Raw genomic sequence first — 17,008 nt, 5'->3', positions numbered from 1 at the left:
TTCTTGGTAACCATTATAACCTTTGTTATGGCAAAATTTTGTTTTCATGTTAAAGTGTATACCCTATAAGGGATTCCACTTCTCTTTATCGATAGGTCAATAGTTGAGCTCCAACCTTCTGCCTCCACGGCTTTCCAAGAGAATCAGTCTTAGATGCTCCTTATCGAATAGGACAAATTTAGGTAGCACAAGTACAAATCGTTGGGAAGTCCCGGTTTTAATAATTTTGGGTCGTTCAATGATATAATGGGGTTCCAACCTGGTTTCTTGATACGAGGATCTCCGTTTCAAGCTGCCATTTATCCTTAGGGCCTCAAGGGTGCCTACTTCAAAATCAATGCCTGATCGGTTGCGCACCTCTACAACCATAAATACTTGAGCGTTTCGGTAGACCAACCTTTTCAACAGCAATCGGATTCCCTTTCTTCGCACCGATGCCAAGGCACCATTCCCATCACTTGATGGCAATCCCCTTAAAAGAGGAAATCGAGCTGTGTGGGAAGCCAAGGAATCCCCTTTTTTACCAGGTAATGGCTGTACTGGACCAATGCTATGCGCCTTGTCCACAAAAAAATGGGTTTGGGCAACGTTTTCCCTATAGGCCACCTTAAATTCATATGCTTGTCCGTCCATGGTGACCACCAAAAGGTTGGTAATGGTGTTGGCTGTGGACTGCAATAGCCCAAAATATTGAGCTTCTTCCCGGTTATAGGTAAAGATCGCTTTAGTGTTTCCCGTTATAGCCTGTTTGATGGGACTGGGAAAAAAGAGGGCCACGTTCATTTGTGAATTGGCTTGGATGGTGTCCAAAACCTTTTGGCCCGATACGGTGTGCCCATAGGCCATTAGCATTACTGCAATGATGACGTTTAGTGTTTTCATGATCTAGGTATTAAGAAAAATTGATAATGGTCGGAAATCTGAACTTTAACGGTACGTTGATCACGCTGAAATATGCGTTTGATCCCATTGAACTGGGGCACACCCGGCACATTGATCTCTCCAAGGCCCTCATCCAAAGACCGATCCACCACTTCACCCCGCAGATGGTTCTTCACATAAATCCCTTCCTGCCCATCCTGGGCATCATAGGCTTGCATATCCATAAGGGTTGTCCCCAATCGGGTAAGTTCCACCATCACCCGGTTGGGCCTTATCTTTACAAAGCCATAGAGGCGGGTACCTCCTGGCATCCTTTTCCCATCCACAACATAGTCATGGGCGAGTCGCAAGTCCAATCGTTGTCCATCCCGAAGGGTCTGGTCCCCATCCACATACACCTTGGCCACAGCAGTAGTTGGTAAATTTCCATCGGAACGGTTCCTTTTTGGATTGGAGGCAAAGAACAGTTGATGTACCGATCCTAGCTCCGTTTCCGTCCTTGGTGAACCCATTGTCAACTTTTCATCGTCTACCTTTACCTTCTTTACAGTCCCCAACCTGGGCATTACGCCTGCATCCGACACAGAAACTTTTTTCGCAGTAAAGGCATTGGTATCAAAGACACTGTCTATGATACGCTGCTTTTCATATTCCATATAATCGGGATTGAAATACCCTTTATCATCCACCATCTGGTCGGGATACACTTGTGGTGCCGTGGATTGTTTTTCCACCTTGATGGCTTCCACGGCTTCCAGTTTGGTTTCAAACTCCACCGAAGTGTCCTCCAGATCCGGCATGGGGATCCTCCCTACATCAAGGCTTTCCTTTTTTGGCTTACCAAAAGTGACGATGCTATATATGGTGATAAAGAGTACCATACATGCCAGTACCAGCACAAAAACTATTTTATTCTTCTGTGTTTTCATGAGTTTCTAGTTTACGAAGTGAGTTTTCAAAAAAATCAGTGATCAACAATCCATGAGGATTATGGGGAAAATTCCGTTCCACCTGGATCAAATGTCCCGAGGTCACCAGTTCATAGGTATCGGTGACGGTTCCCCGATTGATCCGTATGTGCAATTGGGTCCTAAACGCAAAGGAAGACCCATCCCAATCCAGCTCTGTATCGATTCGGATGACCTCTTGCACAAGGGAATATTGCAACAACCGGTTATAGAAACCGTCTGCCTTTTTCTGTTGAAAGACAGCACCAACGGAGGCATTGCCCAACCAAAGGGCCTTCTCCATGTTCTTCTCATAACTGCCGGCATCCACCCCATAAAACCACCTATGAAACTGTTCCAAATGGGCCAGGGCCTCCACTTCCAGATGATCCCGTTGTTCGGCCCAGGAAAGCGGTATGACCTCCCCTTCCCCATTGACCACGAAGGCCCCGTTCAACGATTCACGGTATATCCTGCCCACTAGGACCATAGCAACCATACAGACCAAAACCGAGGCGATAACCACGGCAAGAACCACAAAACGGTTGAGCCGCAGCACATGAACAATACTTTTAAAAGGTGTTTTCATAGACTTCAATTTAACCGGTGAACAATCGAAGGGTAAAACTGGTCGCCCTTCGGTACAATTTAAATTTGAGCAAGACAATAAAGCCAATGGTCCCGAGTTCAATGATCGGGGCAAAGAATTCACTCCCAAAATCAAAACCAAAGAGGTTCCCCCAGAAGTTGGTACTGATCTCCGTATAAAGGTTGTTGACGAAGACATTGACCAAAAAGAAGGCGGGAACCAGCATATATACTGCTGCATAGAGCTTGAAATAATTATAGGCCAATGGCCTGAACTTTTCAAAGACGGCCAAGCTGATGACCAAGGGAAAAAAGGCCTGTAGGATTCCCAATAGGAAATATCGCTCTGCAAGGAACAAAGGATAGATGAACAGGTCCATCAACCAAAGAATGACCCCGATGATAAAGGCCAAGACCTTTAATCCGTACAAAGGAGTGACCAAGGCCTCATACAACAGTGCCATGGCTTTCTTGGCGGCTTCCAAGGCACCCACATCCCGTTCCAGGTCCACATCCTGCAACTGTAATGGGAGGAGTGCCGGAGCCGTGTCCCGGTATTGGGTCTCAATGGCGACCAAAATCCCATCAAAAACTCCCAATACCTCAGTTGAAAAGATGACCAAGAGCACCACCAAAAAATTCTTGGCCAGTTCCGTTGGGGTCAACCCCCAGGTATGGCCATCGGTAGAAGCTATTCCCTCATTGTATTTCTTCAAAATATTGATCAGAAAGAACAGCACGGCCAGGGTCTTCATCCCCACTATCGTGTATTGGGAGAAATCACTGTCCTTGATGGTCTGGAAGACCGCATCCACATATTCCAATCCTATGCCCAAAAAGTATCCCGCCATCAGTATTCCGTTTCCCGGTTATTGATGATATCCTGCATCCTCCGAAAGGAAATAATCTCTCGATAGCGTCGGGTCTTGACCTCCAACTCGGCCACCATTTCCTGGGACTGCACCTTTTTTTCCATCAAAATGGCGGTACGCTCCGCATCGGTCATCTTCAAAAAATCACTGGACAAGATCTGGTTCACAAAATCCAGGTCATCAATGGCCGTATCCATAATCTGTTCAAAGGCTTTGGATACCTGTTCCACCTCTCCTGCCTTGATATAGGGGGAGTTCAAAATGTCACTTAGATCATTTTGCACCGTCCGAAACAAAATCTCATTGTTACGGGCCAGTTCCCGGACTGCCTTCAATTGTTTGATGGTATTGTTGACCTTGACAATATTGTCCTTCTGTTCCTTTAAAAACTCCACGGTCTTCAATAATTCCGAGGTCTGTTTGGCCGATTCCAACAAGGACTTGGTCATACTGATAAAGTTCGTATTGTCATACACCGGCATCCCCTGGGCCGTAGCACGGCCGGGCAAGGAAATGGCCAAGATCAGTGCAAATATCAAAGTCTTGGGATTCTTCCAAAGGGTTTGTTTTATTGTTACTCTCATATCATTTTCTTTTGTTGATTTATAAATTCAGTAATGGCCCGTTCCATATTCCCAAACTGTTCAAAGAGCTCCATAAGCTGGCCATGTTCCACCCCATCGGTGAGATAGGCGGCATAGACCTCTGGGGGCACCTCCAAGCGAAAGACATTGCTTTCCTTCCCGATTTTGATAAAGATTTCGGTGTATTTGCGCACCCCGGTAAGGTTGTTTCTAAGGGACTTCAATTGATTGAGATCATGGTTGGAGAGGTGCAACCGTCTAACCAATTCATCATAGCCCTTCTCGTTCCGTAAACTGTACACGACCTGCGTATTCTCCAGGATACTTGCCGAAGTGGCATTTTCCGGTAATTGGTTGATGGATTGCAGGATGATACCAATGGCCCCGTTTTGCTTTCGGATGGCCTGGTAATAGAACTCCACACTCTCCAATACATGGGGAAATTTAAGCTGCTTGGCAAACTCATCGAAAAGAATAATGCCCCGTTCCGACCTGTTCCTCCAAATGGTGCGTTGGATGGAGGACTTGATCAATTTGAGCATTACGGACAGGATTTCCTTATTGTCTCGCACTTCGTCCAGTTCAAAGACAATCAGGCGCTTGTCCTCTATTTTATAGGTCTGGTCTTCTGCCACATGGAACAGAAAACTGTACAGTCCCCCATCCACATATTCGGAAAGAATGTGCAAAAATCCATAGACATTGAAATCGGATTCATGAACTCGGGTCTCCTCGATCAAGGTATCCTTGTGCTTATCAACAAACTGATATAGGGAAGCCAAGGAATGCCCCGCCCTGACAGCATCATAATAGTGCAACAACACTTTTTTCAAGGCCACTTCCTTGGATTTGGTCACCTGGTTTTCAGCCAAGAGCTCCAAAAGAAAGAGGGCCAGATCTTCCAGTCGTTCAGGGGTCAAATCGGACGGATCGGCGATATAAAAGGGATTAATACCCAAATTCTTGCCTTGCTCATAGCGAAGGACCACGTGATCATCGGGATACAATTGGGCAAATTTGGCATAAGAACCCCCTAAATCGATAATGACCAGTCGTACATCCGCCTCAAAGTATTGACGTAGGATATTATTGGCCAAGAAGGATTTCCCTTCTCCTGTCGGGGCAAAAATGGCAAAGTTCCGGGCCTTGATACGCCTTTTCCCCTCGTCCCATACATCCTTGACCACAGGAATATTGTACTGTCTATCATTAAAAACGATTCCTGTTTCATCAGAGCGATAATTGGTATTGTTGATATACAGACAAAGGGCTGCCTTCAGGTCCATCACAAAAAGATCTTCATTGGAAAAGTTGGAAGCATAACTGGGATAGGAGTTCAAAAAATAATGTTTGCGCTCCTCCCCATGGGGATGATAGGGTCGTATATCCAGTTCCTTCAATTGCGCCTTGATGCCAGAAGCAATTCGCTTCAACACCCCAACTTCCGTATGCCAATAAACAATATTCACATGGCCACGAATTATTCGTGCGGTATCATCCCCATTGATCCTGTCCAAGATATGTTGGACCTTGTTGCGGACCACTTTGTTCTGGGAACCAAAATTGGAGCTCTTGGAGAGTTCCTCAATTTTTTTATCCAATAGTTTACGCCATTGATGGGTATCATCTAGATATAGGATTTGGTTGATGATATGGTTCTCCCCCAATTCCAGTCCCAGACCGTCCAAAAAACCTTTATGAAAACTGAATCCGTCCGAACTGAATTTCCCGTTGGGCACACTGCTTTGCACGGTTTCTCCAAAACATTCTTCATGGTTGATGGCCATCACATCAAAATAATGGTCACCAATTTCTATGGGGCCTTTCCCAAACTGGATATCCGTATCAAAATCAAGATTGTATCCATTGAAATAAGCATGGGTATGCTCCAATATGGCTTCAGGTTCCATGGGTACCATGGACACGCTTTTGGAGTTGTTGATATAGGATACCGCATCGTTGACGGCGGTCACAAATTCCGCTACCTGCACATCCAGTTTCCGGTGCAACCCTTTCTCTACTTTTCGAAAGGGATTGACATATTTGGTGGCATTAAGGGCTTTATCAAGAGGAAGTACAAAGAAGAGATAACTCTGATGGTCCAAATGCTCCCTACCCACAAAATAATCATGGGTGGCCTTGGCCAGAAAGGTTTCCTTTGGAAGGTTCCTAGCATCATAACCTTTCTTTTGATACCTATCCTGCTTATGGATAATAGCACCCACGGGCAAGGATTTAAAGGCCTGGAACCACATCCCGTGCAGCTCCTCAAAATCCGTCTCAGAAAGGGAGTATATCTCAGGTAATTCCACTTGATAACACAACACCACATCTCCATTGCTCCCAAAAACCACATGGTTCTGGATATCCAGGATTGGGTGATATGCATTGAAATTGAGCTTAGACATAGTCAATGGGATTCAATTGTTTGAGGCTTATAATCTTGGGAAAGGTTTGCACTACCTTGAATTGGAAGGGTTTCTTCACCCACTGCAACAATGCCCCATAGAGCAGGGCATTGAAGAGCAGTAGGCACACGATGACACCAAAATGAAAAGAAAAAATGATGATCAAAAGCGAACCGATGACAGCAACCATCATCAAGGCAAACAGGGAAATGGACAGTCCCATGATCATGGCACGTTTTCGAATATTTCTATAGACCCCGTACTGTTTCATCAGACCACGATTCCGATGAGATAGGTAAAGATGCCCACAACGGCACCAGCGATCAACACAAAGACCAAGACCCGGGTAATGCCCCTTTTTAGGTCAGCATTTTCCCCAAAGAAATGTCCGGCATTGAAAAGGAAACCCACCAGAAAGATGACCCCCAGTATAATGGGAAAGATGGCCCGAATGGTATCTGAAATATCGTTGACCGAATCCTCGATGCCCCCGATCTGGGCCAAAACGGCACTGGAGGTAAAAAACAACATTAAGGTGATGAAGAACGGTTTTCGCATATCGTAAACGTTTAAGGGTTAGACGATTGTTGATATGTGAAAATTAGTAGAATACACATCACAAATAACTGAATATCAGTTATTTGTGAATAACATTATAACTGTATCAAAACAGGCTCAATTGGTCTGGAATCCATTCAGATTTAATGAAAAAGCGAACACTCCCTGTTCATAAGTGCTATCTGGTTCCAATCCCTCCGGCCCAAAAACGTCAAATGCGGCTAATCGGCCTTTCAAAAAGTGATGCAATTCGCCCAAATTCAGGTCTTCATTTTAAACCAGCTACAAAATCCTATTTTCTTTTGTCCTTGCTGTCCTTGTCAAATCCTACAAGGTTGAAGAGTTCCCGCATTCTTGACCTTACCCGGTTCCCATACCTTGCTTCCAGTTCCTGTGCATTGAGATTAGTGGTGGCGTGTGTCTTGATCTTATAGTCCGTGAACAGCTCATAGCGTGACAGCAAGATCTCCCCCATGACATTGCACTCCTTTCCAAAATGGACCCCATCAGGTTCCACACCCAGGTCGTCAAAACAATAGGATTGGGTGTTTCCATAGTCCCCAATGATCTTAAAGCCCAAATGGTTGAAACCAAAGACAATGTTCCTGGAGGGAATCACGGCATAAGGCCTTTGGTGGGGCACCATGAACTTGAACAGTTTCATCAGGCTGGTCTTCCCACAGCCTACCGGACCTGAGAGGAGAAGGCCCTTATCCACATCGATACCCAACTGTTTGCAACGTTCCCTGTCCCTGATAAAGTAGAGACTGAGCTTGTACAGGATCTCCCTGTCCTCCCTATGGATCCTGAACTTCTTGCCGAACAGGAGTTTTCCCTTGGCATTGAGATAGACCAGGATCTTCTCGAAATCGTATTTGATCTCCCTGCCCTTCAGGGAGCCCAGTTCATAACTTATGGCACCTTCGGTGATGATATGTGGGGCGTTAAAATTCATAGCGGTTCGTTGTAGTCCTTGTCCTTGCTGGTCCTTAGGTTGTCCCGATATGGGACAGTGGGGGAATGTTCGGCATTGTTTTCATCATTCTGGAAAACTTTGTTTTTCATTTTTTTCCGTTTCTTCCCGTTTGTAATGTTTTTAGTTGTTTGTATAAGTTTGTTTATAGGTACCAACGCTTGTCCACTGCTTGTCCCGATTTTGGTACGGTGGTTGTCCACTGCTTGTCCACTACTTGTCCCAAAATCGAACATCTTGATTCGGCTGCCCTTGTAGGGATTGTGGGATGGGGCATACAGGATATAGTTCCAATGGCTGAGCTCTCGGATGCAGCGGTGATAGGTCGATTTGGACCCGATCTTGGCATAGGCCATGGCCTCTTCCCTACTGATATAGAACTCGGCCACAAAATAGTTTTGGTTCCACAATTGGAACAGTCCGATATACAGGCTGATATGGGTCGGGTTCAAGCGGTTGTCCTTGGCAAATTGGGCAAACACCCCGTTCAGGTGTTTGATATAATTGATGTCCTCCACCCTAGATACGGTTATGGACCTTGTTCTTTTCCAATACCTCCATGATCTCATGGTATTCGTAGTAGAGCACCCCTCCTATCTTGGTATAGGGCAGGGTCCCATTGATCCTGAGGTTCTGGAGGGTGCCCGGGGATATGCCCAAAAGGTCCCGGACCTCATTGGATTTGAGCCATTTCTTGCCCAGTTGTCCACTTTGGTCCTTCAATAATGCTTTGATGTCTTCCAAGAGTTCCACTTTGAACTCCATGAGATCTTCAGAGGTGATGATGGTCGCTCCCATAGTTTTTTGAGTTTTAAAAGAAGGACCATCCCATTACTATCCTTTCATTTGATGGCCCTTCGATAGATTTGACTTTCAGGGACAAAACTCAAAAAGGTTTTTGGAAAAACTTCCCAAGTTGGTACCAAGGTGGGTGTTTTTTTCTGCGCATAGGGTTTGATGGTATTTGGTTGAATTTGACCTTTGTAAACCTATTGAAAACCTCAGAAAACCCATAATCCTGGCACTATGGCCCATCAAAATGCAAATTCCCAAGTTGGTACCAACTTGGGAAAAACTAAAACTCATTCATCCAGGGAATCCATCCGTTGGTTGAGCATCTCAATGAGCTTGTCCAAAAAGCGGGTCTTACTGGTCTTTCGGGACCGGATATCAATAAAAGTGTGGTAGTAGTTACCGAGGTCCACATTGTAAAAATGTTCAAAATGCGAGGCCAACTCCTTGATGTCCGTGGTACCGCTATTGATGCATTTGCTGGATTGGAGTGCATATAAAAGTTCGATCAAATCGGTCTTGTTTCCGGTCCAGAAGAGTTTTGAAGGTTTTTCCATGGTCATGTTCTTTTGGGGTTCTAAATTGTTTTGTAGGTCATCCACCTCCTTTCTCAGGTACACGATGAGCATGTCATAGGCCATAATCGTGGCCACGGTACCATCCTGACAGGTGGAAAACTGGTCATCGATCAAAAAGTGGAAGGATTCAAGGGGAAGCCTTAGATCTCGGTTCCCCCTAACAAAATATTGTTCGTCCAGGGACATCGCCCCACGACGGTAATAATTATAAAACTCCAGATTATCGTTAAAAAAGGTCTGGAACTTGTCAATCTGAAGTTGTAGGTACTTGATCTGTGCCGTATCATTTCCCCTAGGCCGCTTGCTCTCGATATTGAACAATTTTACATAATAGATCAGCTTACTAAAAATTTGGGGTTTGACATGCTTAAAGAAGTAGATTTCGTCTGCTTGGGTATCAAAGGTCTTGCCCGTAATCTGTTTTTGTAGTTTTCGGATGCTCTTCTCCACAAGTACGATTCCCTTTTCCGCTTTGAAAAGGATATCCCCGTTCCCGCTTTCCAACGAATCCAATTGGCCTTCAAATTCTGATAGCAGCTTTTGGTATTTCATGACGATTTTCCATTAATGCTGGCCTTCCATGATTCCGAGCAATTCCAGGATGAAATTGTCATTGGTCTGGAGATAGGCATATTTTTTCTCTACCGTTGCACCGAGTTTCCGTTTCTCAAAGGCAGCGGTCAACCCAAAATCGATTTTGGGAATGCCCAATCCAATGGCCCGTTCAATGGTCCGGTAGAGCAACTGGCGATAAATGGCAAACTCTTCCAGACCGTCATAATCCATACCCACAAAGGCCGGCACATAGACTTGCTTCAAGTTGGTATAGCAGAACATTACACCCACTATCTTTTCAGGTTGGTATAATGAACAAAGGACAATAAACTCCCACAAATGGTTTTCGTTCATCTTTTCAAACAGGGAGTCCGGAAAGGAAAAGGTATTGAGCCCCAAATTTCTGGACTGTACTTCCCCGAACAAGGATTTGACCTGTTCAATTTGATTTGTTGACATGGATGGGAGAACAACTGTCTTTGCCCTATCGAGATAGGGTTGGACATCCTTTCGAAAATGTCTTCTGTTTCTGGAGGACAATCTTTGCAAATAATCTTCCATGGAATCCACCTCGTCCAGGACAACATAACAGGAGTTGGGCATTTGCACCCTTAAAAATCCCTGCCCGTAAAGCGGTTCGTTCCATGAAGTATCTTCACCAAAGTCACGTAACACGGTCATTTTGGCTCCAAACTGCTGTTCCAGTTTTTCCATGGTTGCCAATAGCTTGTCCCTGGCCTCCTTGCCCAACCTATGTGATGCATTCCAATACAGGTGATCACCTTCAGTGAACAGACAACCGAGGGACAGGACCATGGATGACAAATGGTAGGGATTTGTTTTCCTTTCCTCCTCAATGGCAGCAGAAATTTGTGCTTGTGCCAACATATCATCCTTCCAAAGGGAAAGCGTCACAAAGGTCATCAATACTGGTACCCCATCAGCATCCTTGATGACCACATATCGAAACAACCAATTATGTTCCTTTCTTGGGTTACCCTGGAATACCTCTTCCAAAAACTTCAGCCCCTCCCAATCGTAAACCCCCTGCCCACCTAAACTTTGGTTCCATTCTTCCTTTTCAACTTGATCAATGGTATCGAATACTTCAACGGTAAGTTCAGAGGATACTTTCGGTCCACTTAGGGTCCTTGGTTCCATTTTAAAGGCGTGGAATACCCTTTGGGCATCTGTCTGGGTATCTTCCAATGCCTTTGGAAAATGATATTCCATGGCGTCCACCAATGCTTTGATTTCCTCTTTTTGGTTATGCCTAGAAATCGTAATCCTTACACCTGTATTCTTTACAGGCACCGCAGGAAAGATTCCGAGATTGACAAAGAAGCCCTCCCCCATCAAACGGTTCACAAAATTGTACCCGGTTTTGGGCATACCGGTCCCGATATAGAACACCGGGGATTCATTCCGATTGATCAGGGGAAGTTCCGTTATCGAAAGGCAATCATTGAAATAATCGATACGTTCCCTCAATTCTTGTTGTAACCGATAAATCTCTGGGGATAGATGGATTTGTGCCGAGGCCATGGCGGCAGCTACCGAAGCAGGTTCCAATTGGGCGGAGAAGGTCAAGGGTCCACCAAAGGTCTTGATCTTATCGTACATCGAAGCATTGGAACAGGCCAGAACAGCCCCGCTTGCACCAAAGGTTTTGCTCAAGGTACCGAACAGCAATACATTTTCGGGCAATTCCCCCAATTGGTCCAACACATATCCGGTACCATTCCTTCCCACCCAACTCATGCCATGAACATCATCGAAATAAAAATGCAATTGGGAATATTTCTTTGCCAACCCCATCAGTTCCTTAACCGGGGCATAATCCCCGTACATGGAATAAATGCCATCGGCCATATACCAAATCCTGCCTTTGGAATGTTGGTACTTTTTGATCTTGTCCTCCAACATTTCCAAATGGTTATGCCGGATCATTTCGATGGGAACACTCCGGGTCTTTAGCATTTTGGCCGCATTCTGTACACTCCAATGGACCTGGTGGTCCAGAATGATTACGTCGTCATCATCCACGGCACTTGGAATGACACCTAAGTGCCCAAGGGTACTGTTTTTGGTAATGACAATGGGATAGCCATACATTTCGGAAATCGAGTTTTCCAATTTCTCATATAACGGATTGGAGATATAGGATTTGGATAAGGGAAATTGCGTCCCATAGCTATCAATGGCCTCCTTGGCGGCCTTTTTCAATCTGGGATCCAGTTCCAACCCTAAATAACCCGTGGTCCCAAAATGGTACAGTTCCCTTCCGCCAACTTCTATCGTCCTTCCCGAAAAAGACTTTCCGCCGGCATAAAGGTGCAATACCCCAGCTTGTTTTGCATCAGTGAATACCTCATGTACAGTGTTCAAAAAATTGTGGTGTTTGATCTTGGCCATTTTATTTGATATTATTTGTGATAAAAAGAAACGGATTTTGTAAGTTGATAAATCATACTTATTCTATTTAATCCCTTTCAGATAACAAATACTCCTTTTCAGATAACCAAAATCCTTTTATTAACGTCAATAGCTCTCCTGTAAAAAAATCAATTGCAGTAATTTTGTAAATTGATTGCGCTAACCAGTTTTCCGGAGATGAAAAAAACACATGAAAACAGCTATGCCATATATCTGTTGACTGATGATCTTTTACATATTATCTACAAGAAAGTGCCGTGTATCAACCGTAAGGCGGCACAACTCATAGTCAAGGATCGGATGGAATTACAAGAAGGTAAATCGATGCCGGTGCTATGCGATATACGGGAAGTCAGAAATATCGATAAGGCCGCAAGGGACTATTTGGCTTTGGAAGGTTCCCTTTGGATCGAGAAACTGGCCTTTTTGATCGATCCACCGGTTACGGATATGATCAGCTCCATTTATCTGGACACCCATTCCCAGAAAGTGCCTACACGATCCTTTACCAGAAAAGCGGAGGCCTTGGCCTATTTGGGCATTAAGGAAACCGATGAAAACTAACCAATTTAATGAAAGGATATGCCGAACAGCGATGACTTTAGGGTAAAACGGATACAAAAGATGCTCTTGGAAATGGCCAAGGGCAATTTCTTCTATTCCATTGAGCCTTCCGATAAAAATGACAATATTGCTTCTTTGGTGGTCATGTTGAACATGGTCAATGAGGAAATAGGGGCGGCCTTTATCCATCAGGGTTTTGCAAACGCACACAACACCCCACAATGTGTCATCCAACTATCCATGATCTTAGATGGGAATGGTCACATTGAATTGCTCACCAATGGCACCTGCTCCCTATTGTCCTATCCCCCTAAGGATCTTTTCGGAAAACATATCTCTGAATTCATGACGGAAAGGTCCCGTGAAAGATGGAACAAGAAGATGTCAAAACATTTGAAACGGGAGCGGTCTGAAACGGTATTGTTCCTGGAATTCATTACCAACGATGGTCTTTTGCTGGCCAAGGATTGCCAAATATCGGTGTACCAGGCCTTGGATGGGAGCGGTCAAAAAACCCTGTTGAACTCCGTATTCTTTTCCAAGGGGGAACCTTTTGAAACAGGGCTGCCCAAAAATAAACTCAAAGTGACCAAGGGCATCAAGGAGCATAAGGTCACATTGACGCCAGAGGATATCCAAATCATCAGGGACGTCCATGATATGATCATCAACAATCTGGACAAGGATCTTCCCACCTTGCAGGATCTTGCCCGTCAGAAGGGCACCAACGAGTACAAACTGAAATATGGCTTCAAACAGATCTATGGTATGACCATTTTTAGATTTCTGATCAGGGAACGTCTTCGAATGGCAAGGACCCTGATCCAGCACAGCACCCTGACGATAAAGCAAATCATCCAAATGACCGGCTTTAAGAGCAAGACCCATTTCTCAAGGGCATTCAAGGACAAATATGGACTATCCCCTACTGATTTAAGGTCATAAAATCCTTAATATCATGCATTTACTCCGTTTCAGATAACAAATACTCCCTTAGGGATACATCAGACTCCCGAACTTTGTCATATCAAATCAAAGGATATGTCTCACAAAGGAATCTACTCCAAACTTATTACCCTGTTCAGCCTTTTGTTGACCCTACTGTTCGTTTATACTGCGGTCAGCAAATTGATGCATTTGGATACCTTTCAATTGAGGGTGGAGCGTATGCCCTACATTGCATCCTATGCCACAGTGATCTCATGGGCCGTGCCCTTTGTGGAGCTGGTGATCGCAGGCCTATTGTGGTTCGCAAGATACCGCACACTTGCCCTGTATGCCAGCTTGGTCTTATTGGGTTCATTCACCACTTATATCATTATAATCCTTAGGTACAGTAATTCCATTCCATGCTCTTGTGGAGGGGTCATTTCAGCCTTGGGGTGGAAGGACCATGTAATTTTGAATATCTCCTTTATGGTGCTTTCCCTATTGGGAATCCTTTGGTCAAAGAAACAAAACAACATCCAAATAAATCAAAATACTGTACAGTAGGGGAAGCCGAAAACCTAGAAAAGAGTAGGCATTAACGTTTATACTTAGTATTATGAAATCTAATTTTTTAAAACTTGTTTTACCGGCCTTCGCCATTTTGTTGGCGGTTGGCCTGGCATTTGCCACGGAGGATAAGCCTGTGTTTCAGGACGCCTATTACTTTGACCCTGTAGACGAAGAATGGAAAACCACTACAGCTGAGGAAGGCTGTGGCGATAATGGGGGCGAAGCATGTACCTATGGGCCCATGAATTTGCAGCTGTATTCTGACGATGATTTTGGCAGCATTCAATTGCGTAAGGAATGAGTTCCAATGACCAAATGTCGTGAAATGAAAAGGTGCCTGATCAGGCACCTTTTCTCACTAATTCAAATTTGATCCCTAAACATGGACCGAAACACCAATGGGGGTAATGGGTAATACCCCTTACAATGCCCCATTGATTTTCTTAATACACAAATCCCAATGCCATCTCATAGTATCTTCCCCTTTCCTTTTCATGCCCTTTTGCATATCTTTTTTCAATACCATCAATTCTTCCAGAATAAGGGCTTTCATGTGATCTGAATAGGCATAAAACCGCTCTTCTAAACCATAGCCTGTTCTCTCTTGTCCAATAGCCCGGATCAACTGTTTAATATAAATGGATTGGAGGTTCAGTCTCCTGCTATCCGCCTTTTCTGAACCTTGATAGAGTTCACTGAAGAGACCATATCTCAGGGTGGACAGATATGTTTTAATCAAATTCTCTTGCCCAAGAAAGTCTTCCAGATATTCCAATCGATTCAAGCGGGGAGCCATAAGTAATTCCAAGGCAAGACCAGATTGATAATCCATTACCCTATCCGTGTAAGTGGAATATCTTGCCCCTTTATAAAAATCCGGATTGGTCAGCCATTCAGGAGGGTCAAAGGCATTGGCCAACAAAAATTCCAGGGCCTCCATTTGCTTTTCCCATGGGATGGGGGTATATCTGTTTTTATCATGTCCAATGGATTTGTATTGGACATCGTAGCCCCCGATCAAGGTCATTACATGCTTCATATGGTCATTCCATAAGGTGACCGTTTTTTCATAAAGCCTATCCAATCTCGCATTATCCTTTTGATCCTTGGTCACTTTGGGTAAAAGTGCGATGACCCGCTCTAGATTTTTTAAGGCCAAAGTTGTGCTTCGAACGGGATCATTGGTCTCGACAACCTCGTTGGAAGCTGCCGGTCCGAGGACTTCAAATGTCGGGTTGACAAACCTATACCAAGGTACTGTATCCTGCCATCCGATTATTTGTTCCAGGGCTCTTTGTTCCTGCTCCATTGAAATGCCCTCTGGGAACTCGGCATAGGCCCATTGGATATTGTACCTATCGGTTGGGCCAACACGTCGCAATAATAGGGAAGGTGGGATGCTGTCTTTTGGTTGTGCAATATTATTGGCCCTGGTATAGTTCATGACACTGGGCGTATGTCCCATGTTCCGTAACCAAGTACTATCGTTCATTATGTCCCATGGATAGGTGTACTCTCCATAGTTGCCATCTTTTAGCCCGAAAATATGGCCTGTCTCATGGGCAGCTATGACTTGGAACAACCTTCCGGTCAGGGAATCCGGAAACGGAAACTGCTGCGCTCTTTTGTCCAAGGGGGCGGCCCGGACAAAGTACTGCTCCATCACCGACCGTTCAGATGCACCCATGAGGATATCCCCGCGTAAGACCTCCCCAGTTCGATAATCAATGATTTTGGCCACAGTCCCACCATAATCCTCATATTCAGAGCCACGTAGGTACTTCTTTTGTGACCATTGGACCACATTGGAATGAATGCTATGGGCCTGCCACTCATCCAGACTGTCCACTTCTTTGACGATAAGGGCATTCTTGAATCCCGCAGATTCAAATGCAGGCAACCATTCCTCGATACCCGCCTTGATGTACGGCCTCCACTTTTTGGGAACTTCGGGGGAAATTAAAAAGGTGATGGGTTTAATTGGAACACTAACCTTTTGATCTTTATGCTTCTTTTCCAAGCGCCATCTTGATATATTGGCCAGACTATTACGTAAATGAAAATGAATTCCAGTACTTTCTTCATCATAAAACCCCATACGGTAATCGAACCGTCTGGCCTTCATGGGTTCCGGCAGGCCACTGATCCCAAAGTAAACTGGTATGGATATTTTGGATCGTTCCAAAACCAAACCCCTTCGGACCTTGATGATGACTTCATCATCAAAGTCTTTGGATTCCATGAGCAATGAAATTTCGGGAACAATAGTTTCTGTAAAACCCGGCTCCCATTCAATCATTTGTGTCATGACGAGCTTTGTGATGTTTATGGTATATGAGGCTTGTGCTCTATTGGTATGCACTAAAGGAAAAACAGCGAGTATATTGTCCGTTACATCCAACCTTGGTTTTATGGGTAAGGTAATGCCCGAAGTTGACCAGAGGCTTGGAACCTTGAGCAAAATCTTGTCCCTTTCCATAGACCAGACCACCTGCATGAACTTGGGTTGATTTCCATGGTCATGTCGCACGAACATCATAGGTTTTTCCAAAATTTCCTCAGGTATAGTCAAAAGGATTTGGTCGTCTTCAATTCTGGTGGTCAAAAATGGGCTCTTACGTTCTTCGATAGACAAACCCTTTCCATACACTGACCTTTGGTTGTGTTCATTGGCGGAAAGCATCCTGGGAAGTGCCATTAAAACAACAAAAACGAAGAAATGCTTCATCCCTAAGGTTAAATAGTGTGTGTCTTTCCTTTGTAGATGGTGT

At 44.6% G+C, this 17,008-nt stretch carries 18 protein-coding genes; 4 read left to right on the top strand and 14 right to left on the bottom strand.

Going from position 1 to position 17,008, the window contains the following annotated elements:
* Positions 1–96 precede the first annotated feature (96 nt).
* From D2V93_RS06775 to D2V93_RS06710, 13 genes are all read right to left on the bottom strand, one after another.
* Positions 97–882 carry a DUF4138 domain-containing protein gene (locus D2V93_RS06775; protein WP_119618904.1) on the bottom strand — a complete coding sequence of 262 codons (786 nt, stop codon included), beginning with the start codon at positions 880–882 and terminating at the stop codon, positions 97–99.
* Positions 879–1,811 carry a conjugative transposon protein TraM gene (traM, locus tag D2V93_RS06770; RefSeq protein ID WP_119618903.1) on the bottom strand — a complete coding sequence of 311 codons (933 nt, stop codon included), beginning with the start codon at positions 1,809–1,811 and terminating at the stop codon, positions 879–881. The genes D2V93_RS06775 and traM overlap by 4 nt, the downstream gene beginning before the upstream one ends.
* Positions 1,792–2,418, bottom strand: coding sequence for a conjugal transfer protein TraK (locus D2V93_RS06765; RefSeq protein ID WP_119618902.1), 627 nt, complete (start codon positions 2,416–2,418; stop codon positions 1,792–1,794). Before D2V93_RS06765 ends, traM begins: the two co-directional genes overlap by 20 nt.
* A gap of 10 nt (positions 2,419–2,428) precedes the next feature.
* Entirely contained in the window at positions 2,429–3,268 is an 840-nt protein-coding gene (locus D2V93_RS06760; protein ID WP_119618901.1) for a hypothetical protein, read from the bottom strand.
* The gene (locus tag D2V93_RS06755) at positions 3,268–3,873 is read right to left on the bottom strand and encodes a conjugal transfer protein (protein ID WP_119618900.1); all 606 of its coding nucleotides are present in this window, start codon (positions 3,871–3,873) and stop codon (positions 3,268–3,270) included. The genes D2V93_RS06760 and D2V93_RS06755 overlap by 1 nt, the downstream gene beginning before the upstream one ends.
* On the bottom strand, positions 3,870–6,281 hold the full coding sequence (locus tag D2V93_RS06750; RefSeq protein ID WP_119618899.1) for a TraG family conjugative transposon ATPase: 2,412 nt from the start codon (positions 6,279–6,281) through the stop codon (positions 3,870–3,872). Before D2V93_RS06750 ends, D2V93_RS06755 begins: the two co-directional genes overlap by 4 nt.
* The gene (locus D2V93_RS06745; protein ID WP_119618898.1) at positions 6,274–6,552 is read right to left on the bottom strand and encodes a hypothetical protein; all 279 of its coding nucleotides are present in this window, start codon (positions 6,550–6,552) and stop codon (positions 6,274–6,276) included. The genes D2V93_RS06750 and D2V93_RS06745 overlap by 8 nt, the downstream gene beginning before the upstream one ends.
* On the bottom strand, positions 6,552–6,839 hold the full coding sequence (locus D2V93_RS06740; RefSeq protein WP_119618897.1) for a hypothetical protein: 288 nt from the start codon (positions 6,837–6,839) through the stop codon (positions 6,552–6,554). Before D2V93_RS06740 ends, D2V93_RS06745 begins: the two co-directional genes overlap by 1 nt.
* A 292-nt stretch (positions 6,840–7,131) precedes the next feature.
* Entirely contained in the window at positions 7,132–7,794 is a 663-nt protein-coding gene (locus tag D2V93_RS06735) for an ATPase (RefSeq protein WP_119618896.1), read from the bottom strand.
* Positions 7,791–8,381, bottom strand: coding sequence for a hypothetical protein (locus D2V93_RS06730; protein ID WP_245978119.1), 591 nt, complete (start codon positions 8,379–8,381; stop codon positions 7,791–7,793). The genes D2V93_RS06735 and D2V93_RS06730 overlap by 4 nt, the downstream gene beginning before the upstream one ends.
* Entirely contained in the window at positions 8,332–8,610 is a 279-nt protein-coding gene (locus D2V93_RS06725; RefSeq protein ID WP_119618894.1) for a helix-turn-helix domain-containing protein, read from the bottom strand. The genes D2V93_RS06730 and D2V93_RS06725 overlap by 50 nt, the downstream gene beginning before the upstream one ends.
* A 284-nt stretch (positions 8,611–8,894) precedes the next feature.
* Positions 8,895–9,734, bottom strand: a complete 840-nt coding sequence (locus tag D2V93_RS06715) for an RteC domain-containing protein (RefSeq protein ID WP_119618892.1) — start codon at positions 9,732–9,734, stop codon at positions 8,895–8,897.
* Between the two features lie 12 nt (positions 9,735–9,746).
* On the bottom strand, positions 9,747–12,152 hold the full coding sequence (locus D2V93_RS06710; RefSeq protein WP_119618891.1) for an aminotransferase class I/II-fold pyridoxal phosphate-dependent enzyme: 2,406 nt from the start codon (positions 12,150–12,152) through the stop codon (positions 9,747–9,749).
* 198 nt (positions 12,153–12,350) lie between these two features.
* On the opposite strand from D2V93_RS06710, the gene D2V93_RS06705 reads away from it, so the two are divergent.
* The 4 genes from D2V93_RS06705 to D2V93_RS06690 all read left to right on the top strand — a co-directional run bounded on the left by D2V93_RS06705 (position 12,351) and on the right by D2V93_RS06690 (position 14,538).
* Positions 12,351–12,737: a DUF7793 family protein gene (locus D2V93_RS06705; protein WP_036379027.1), complete on the top strand. Its 387-nt coding sequence runs from the start codon at positions 12,351–12,353 to the stop codon at positions 12,735–12,737.
* A gap of 18 nt (positions 12,738–12,755) precedes the next feature.
* Positions 12,756–13,682 (top strand): helix-turn-helix domain-containing protein, encoded by a 927-nt coding sequence (locus tag D2V93_RS06700; RefSeq protein WP_119618890.1) that lies wholly within the window; start codon positions 12,756–12,758, stop codon positions 13,680–13,682.
* A 96-nt stretch (positions 13,683–13,778) separates the two neighbouring features.
* The gene (locus tag D2V93_RS06695) at positions 13,779–14,231 is read left to right on the top strand and encodes a MauE/DoxX family redox-associated membrane protein (RefSeq protein WP_119618889.1); all 453 of its coding nucleotides are present in this window, start codon (positions 13,779–13,781) and stop codon (positions 14,229–14,231) included.
* A gap of 52 nt (positions 14,232–14,283) precedes the next feature.
* The gene (locus D2V93_RS06690; RefSeq protein WP_119618888.1) at positions 14,284–14,538 is read left to right on the top strand and encodes a DUF6520 family protein; all 255 of its coding nucleotides are present in this window, start codon (positions 14,284–14,286) and stop codon (positions 14,536–14,538) included.
* A gap of 120 nt (positions 14,539–14,658) precedes the next feature.
* Here the strand turns inward: D2V93_RS06690 and D2V93_RS06685 are convergent, their stop codons facing one another.
* Positions 14,659–16,842: a zinc-dependent metalloprotease gene (locus D2V93_RS06685; RefSeq protein ID WP_182849955.1), complete on the bottom strand. Its 2,184-nt coding sequence runs from the start codon at positions 16,840–16,842 to the stop codon at positions 14,659–14,661.
* Between the last annotated feature and the right edge of the window lie 166 nt (positions 16,843–17,008).

The organism is Flagellimonas taeanensis, from assembly GCF_003584105.1.
Lineage (GTDB): Bacteria > Bacteroidota > Bacteroidia > Flavobacteriales > Flavobacteriaceae > Flagellimonas > Flagellimonas taeanensis.
The sequence above is the reverse complement of the archived record's forward strand: the minus strand, read 5'-3'. Positions and strand labels throughout refer to the sequence as shown.

Excerpts from the sequence above, each read along its gene's own strand:
- D2V93_RS06730 (WP_245978119.1), bottom strand. The coding sequence starts at position 8,381 with ATGAGATCATGGAGGTATTGGAAAAGAACAAGGTCCATAACCGTATCT.
- D2V93_RS06735 (WP_119618896.1), bottom strand. The coding sequence starts at position 7,794 with ATGAATTTTAACGCCCCACATATCATCACCGAAGGTGCCATAAGTTAT.
- D2V93_RS06715 (WP_119618892.1), bottom strand. The coding sequence starts at position 9,734 with ATGAAATACCAAAAGCTGCTATCAGAATTTGAAGGCCAATTGGATTCG.
- D2V93_RS06710 (WP_119618891.1), bottom strand. The coding sequence starts at position 12,152 with ATGGCCAAGATCAAACACCACAATTTTTTGAACACTGTACATGAGGTA.
- D2V93_RS06750 (WP_119618899.1), bottom strand. The coding sequence starts at position 6,281 with ATGTCTAAGCTCAATTTCAATGCATATCACCCAATCCTGGATATCCAG.
- D2V93_RS06705 (WP_036379027.1), top strand. The coding sequence starts at position 12,351 with ATGAAAAAAACACATGAAAACAGCTATGCCATATATCTGTTGACTGAT.
- D2V93_RS06765 (WP_119618902.1), bottom strand. The coding sequence starts at position 2,418 with ATGAAAACACCTTTTAAAAGTATTGTTCATGTGCTGCGGCTCAACCGT.
- D2V93_RS06760 (WP_119618901.1), bottom strand. The coding sequence starts at position 3,268 with ATGGCGGGATACTTTTTGGGCATAGGATTGGAATATGTGGATGCGGTC.
- D2V93_RS06700 (WP_119618890.1), top strand. The coding sequence starts at position 12,756 with ATGCCGAACAGCGATGACTTTAGGGTAAAACGGATACAAAAGATGCTC.
- D2V93_RS06775 (WP_119618904.1), bottom strand. The coding sequence starts at position 882 with ATGAAAACACTAAACGTCATCATTGCAGTAATGCTAATGGCCTATGGG.
- D2V93_RS06690 (WP_119618888.1), top strand. The coding sequence starts at position 14,284 with ATGAAATCTAATTTTTTAAAACTTGTTTTACCGGCCTTCGCCATTTTG.
- D2V93_RS06740 (WP_119618897.1), bottom strand. The coding sequence starts at position 6,839 with ATGCGAAAACCGTTCTTCATCACCTTAATGTTGTTTTTTACCTCCAGT.
- D2V93_RS06745 (WP_119618898.1), bottom strand. The coding sequence starts at position 6,552 with ATGAAACAGTACGGGGTCTATAGAAATATTCGAAAACGTGCCATGATC.
- D2V93_RS06755 (WP_119618900.1), bottom strand. The coding sequence starts at position 3,873 with ATGAGAGTAACAATAAAACAAACCCTTTGGAAGAATCCCAAGACTTTG.
- D2V93_RS06695 (WP_119618889.1), top strand. The coding sequence starts at position 13,779 with ATGTCTCACAAAGGAATCTACTCCAAACTTATTACCCTGTTCAGCCTT.
- traM (WP_119618903.1), bottom strand. The coding sequence starts at position 1,811 with ATGAAAACACAGAAGAATAAAATAGTTTTTGTGCTGGTACTGGCATGT.
- D2V93_RS06725 (WP_119618894.1), bottom strand. The coding sequence starts at position 8,610 with ATGGGAGCGACCATCATCACCTCTGAAGATCTCATGGAGTTCAAAGTG.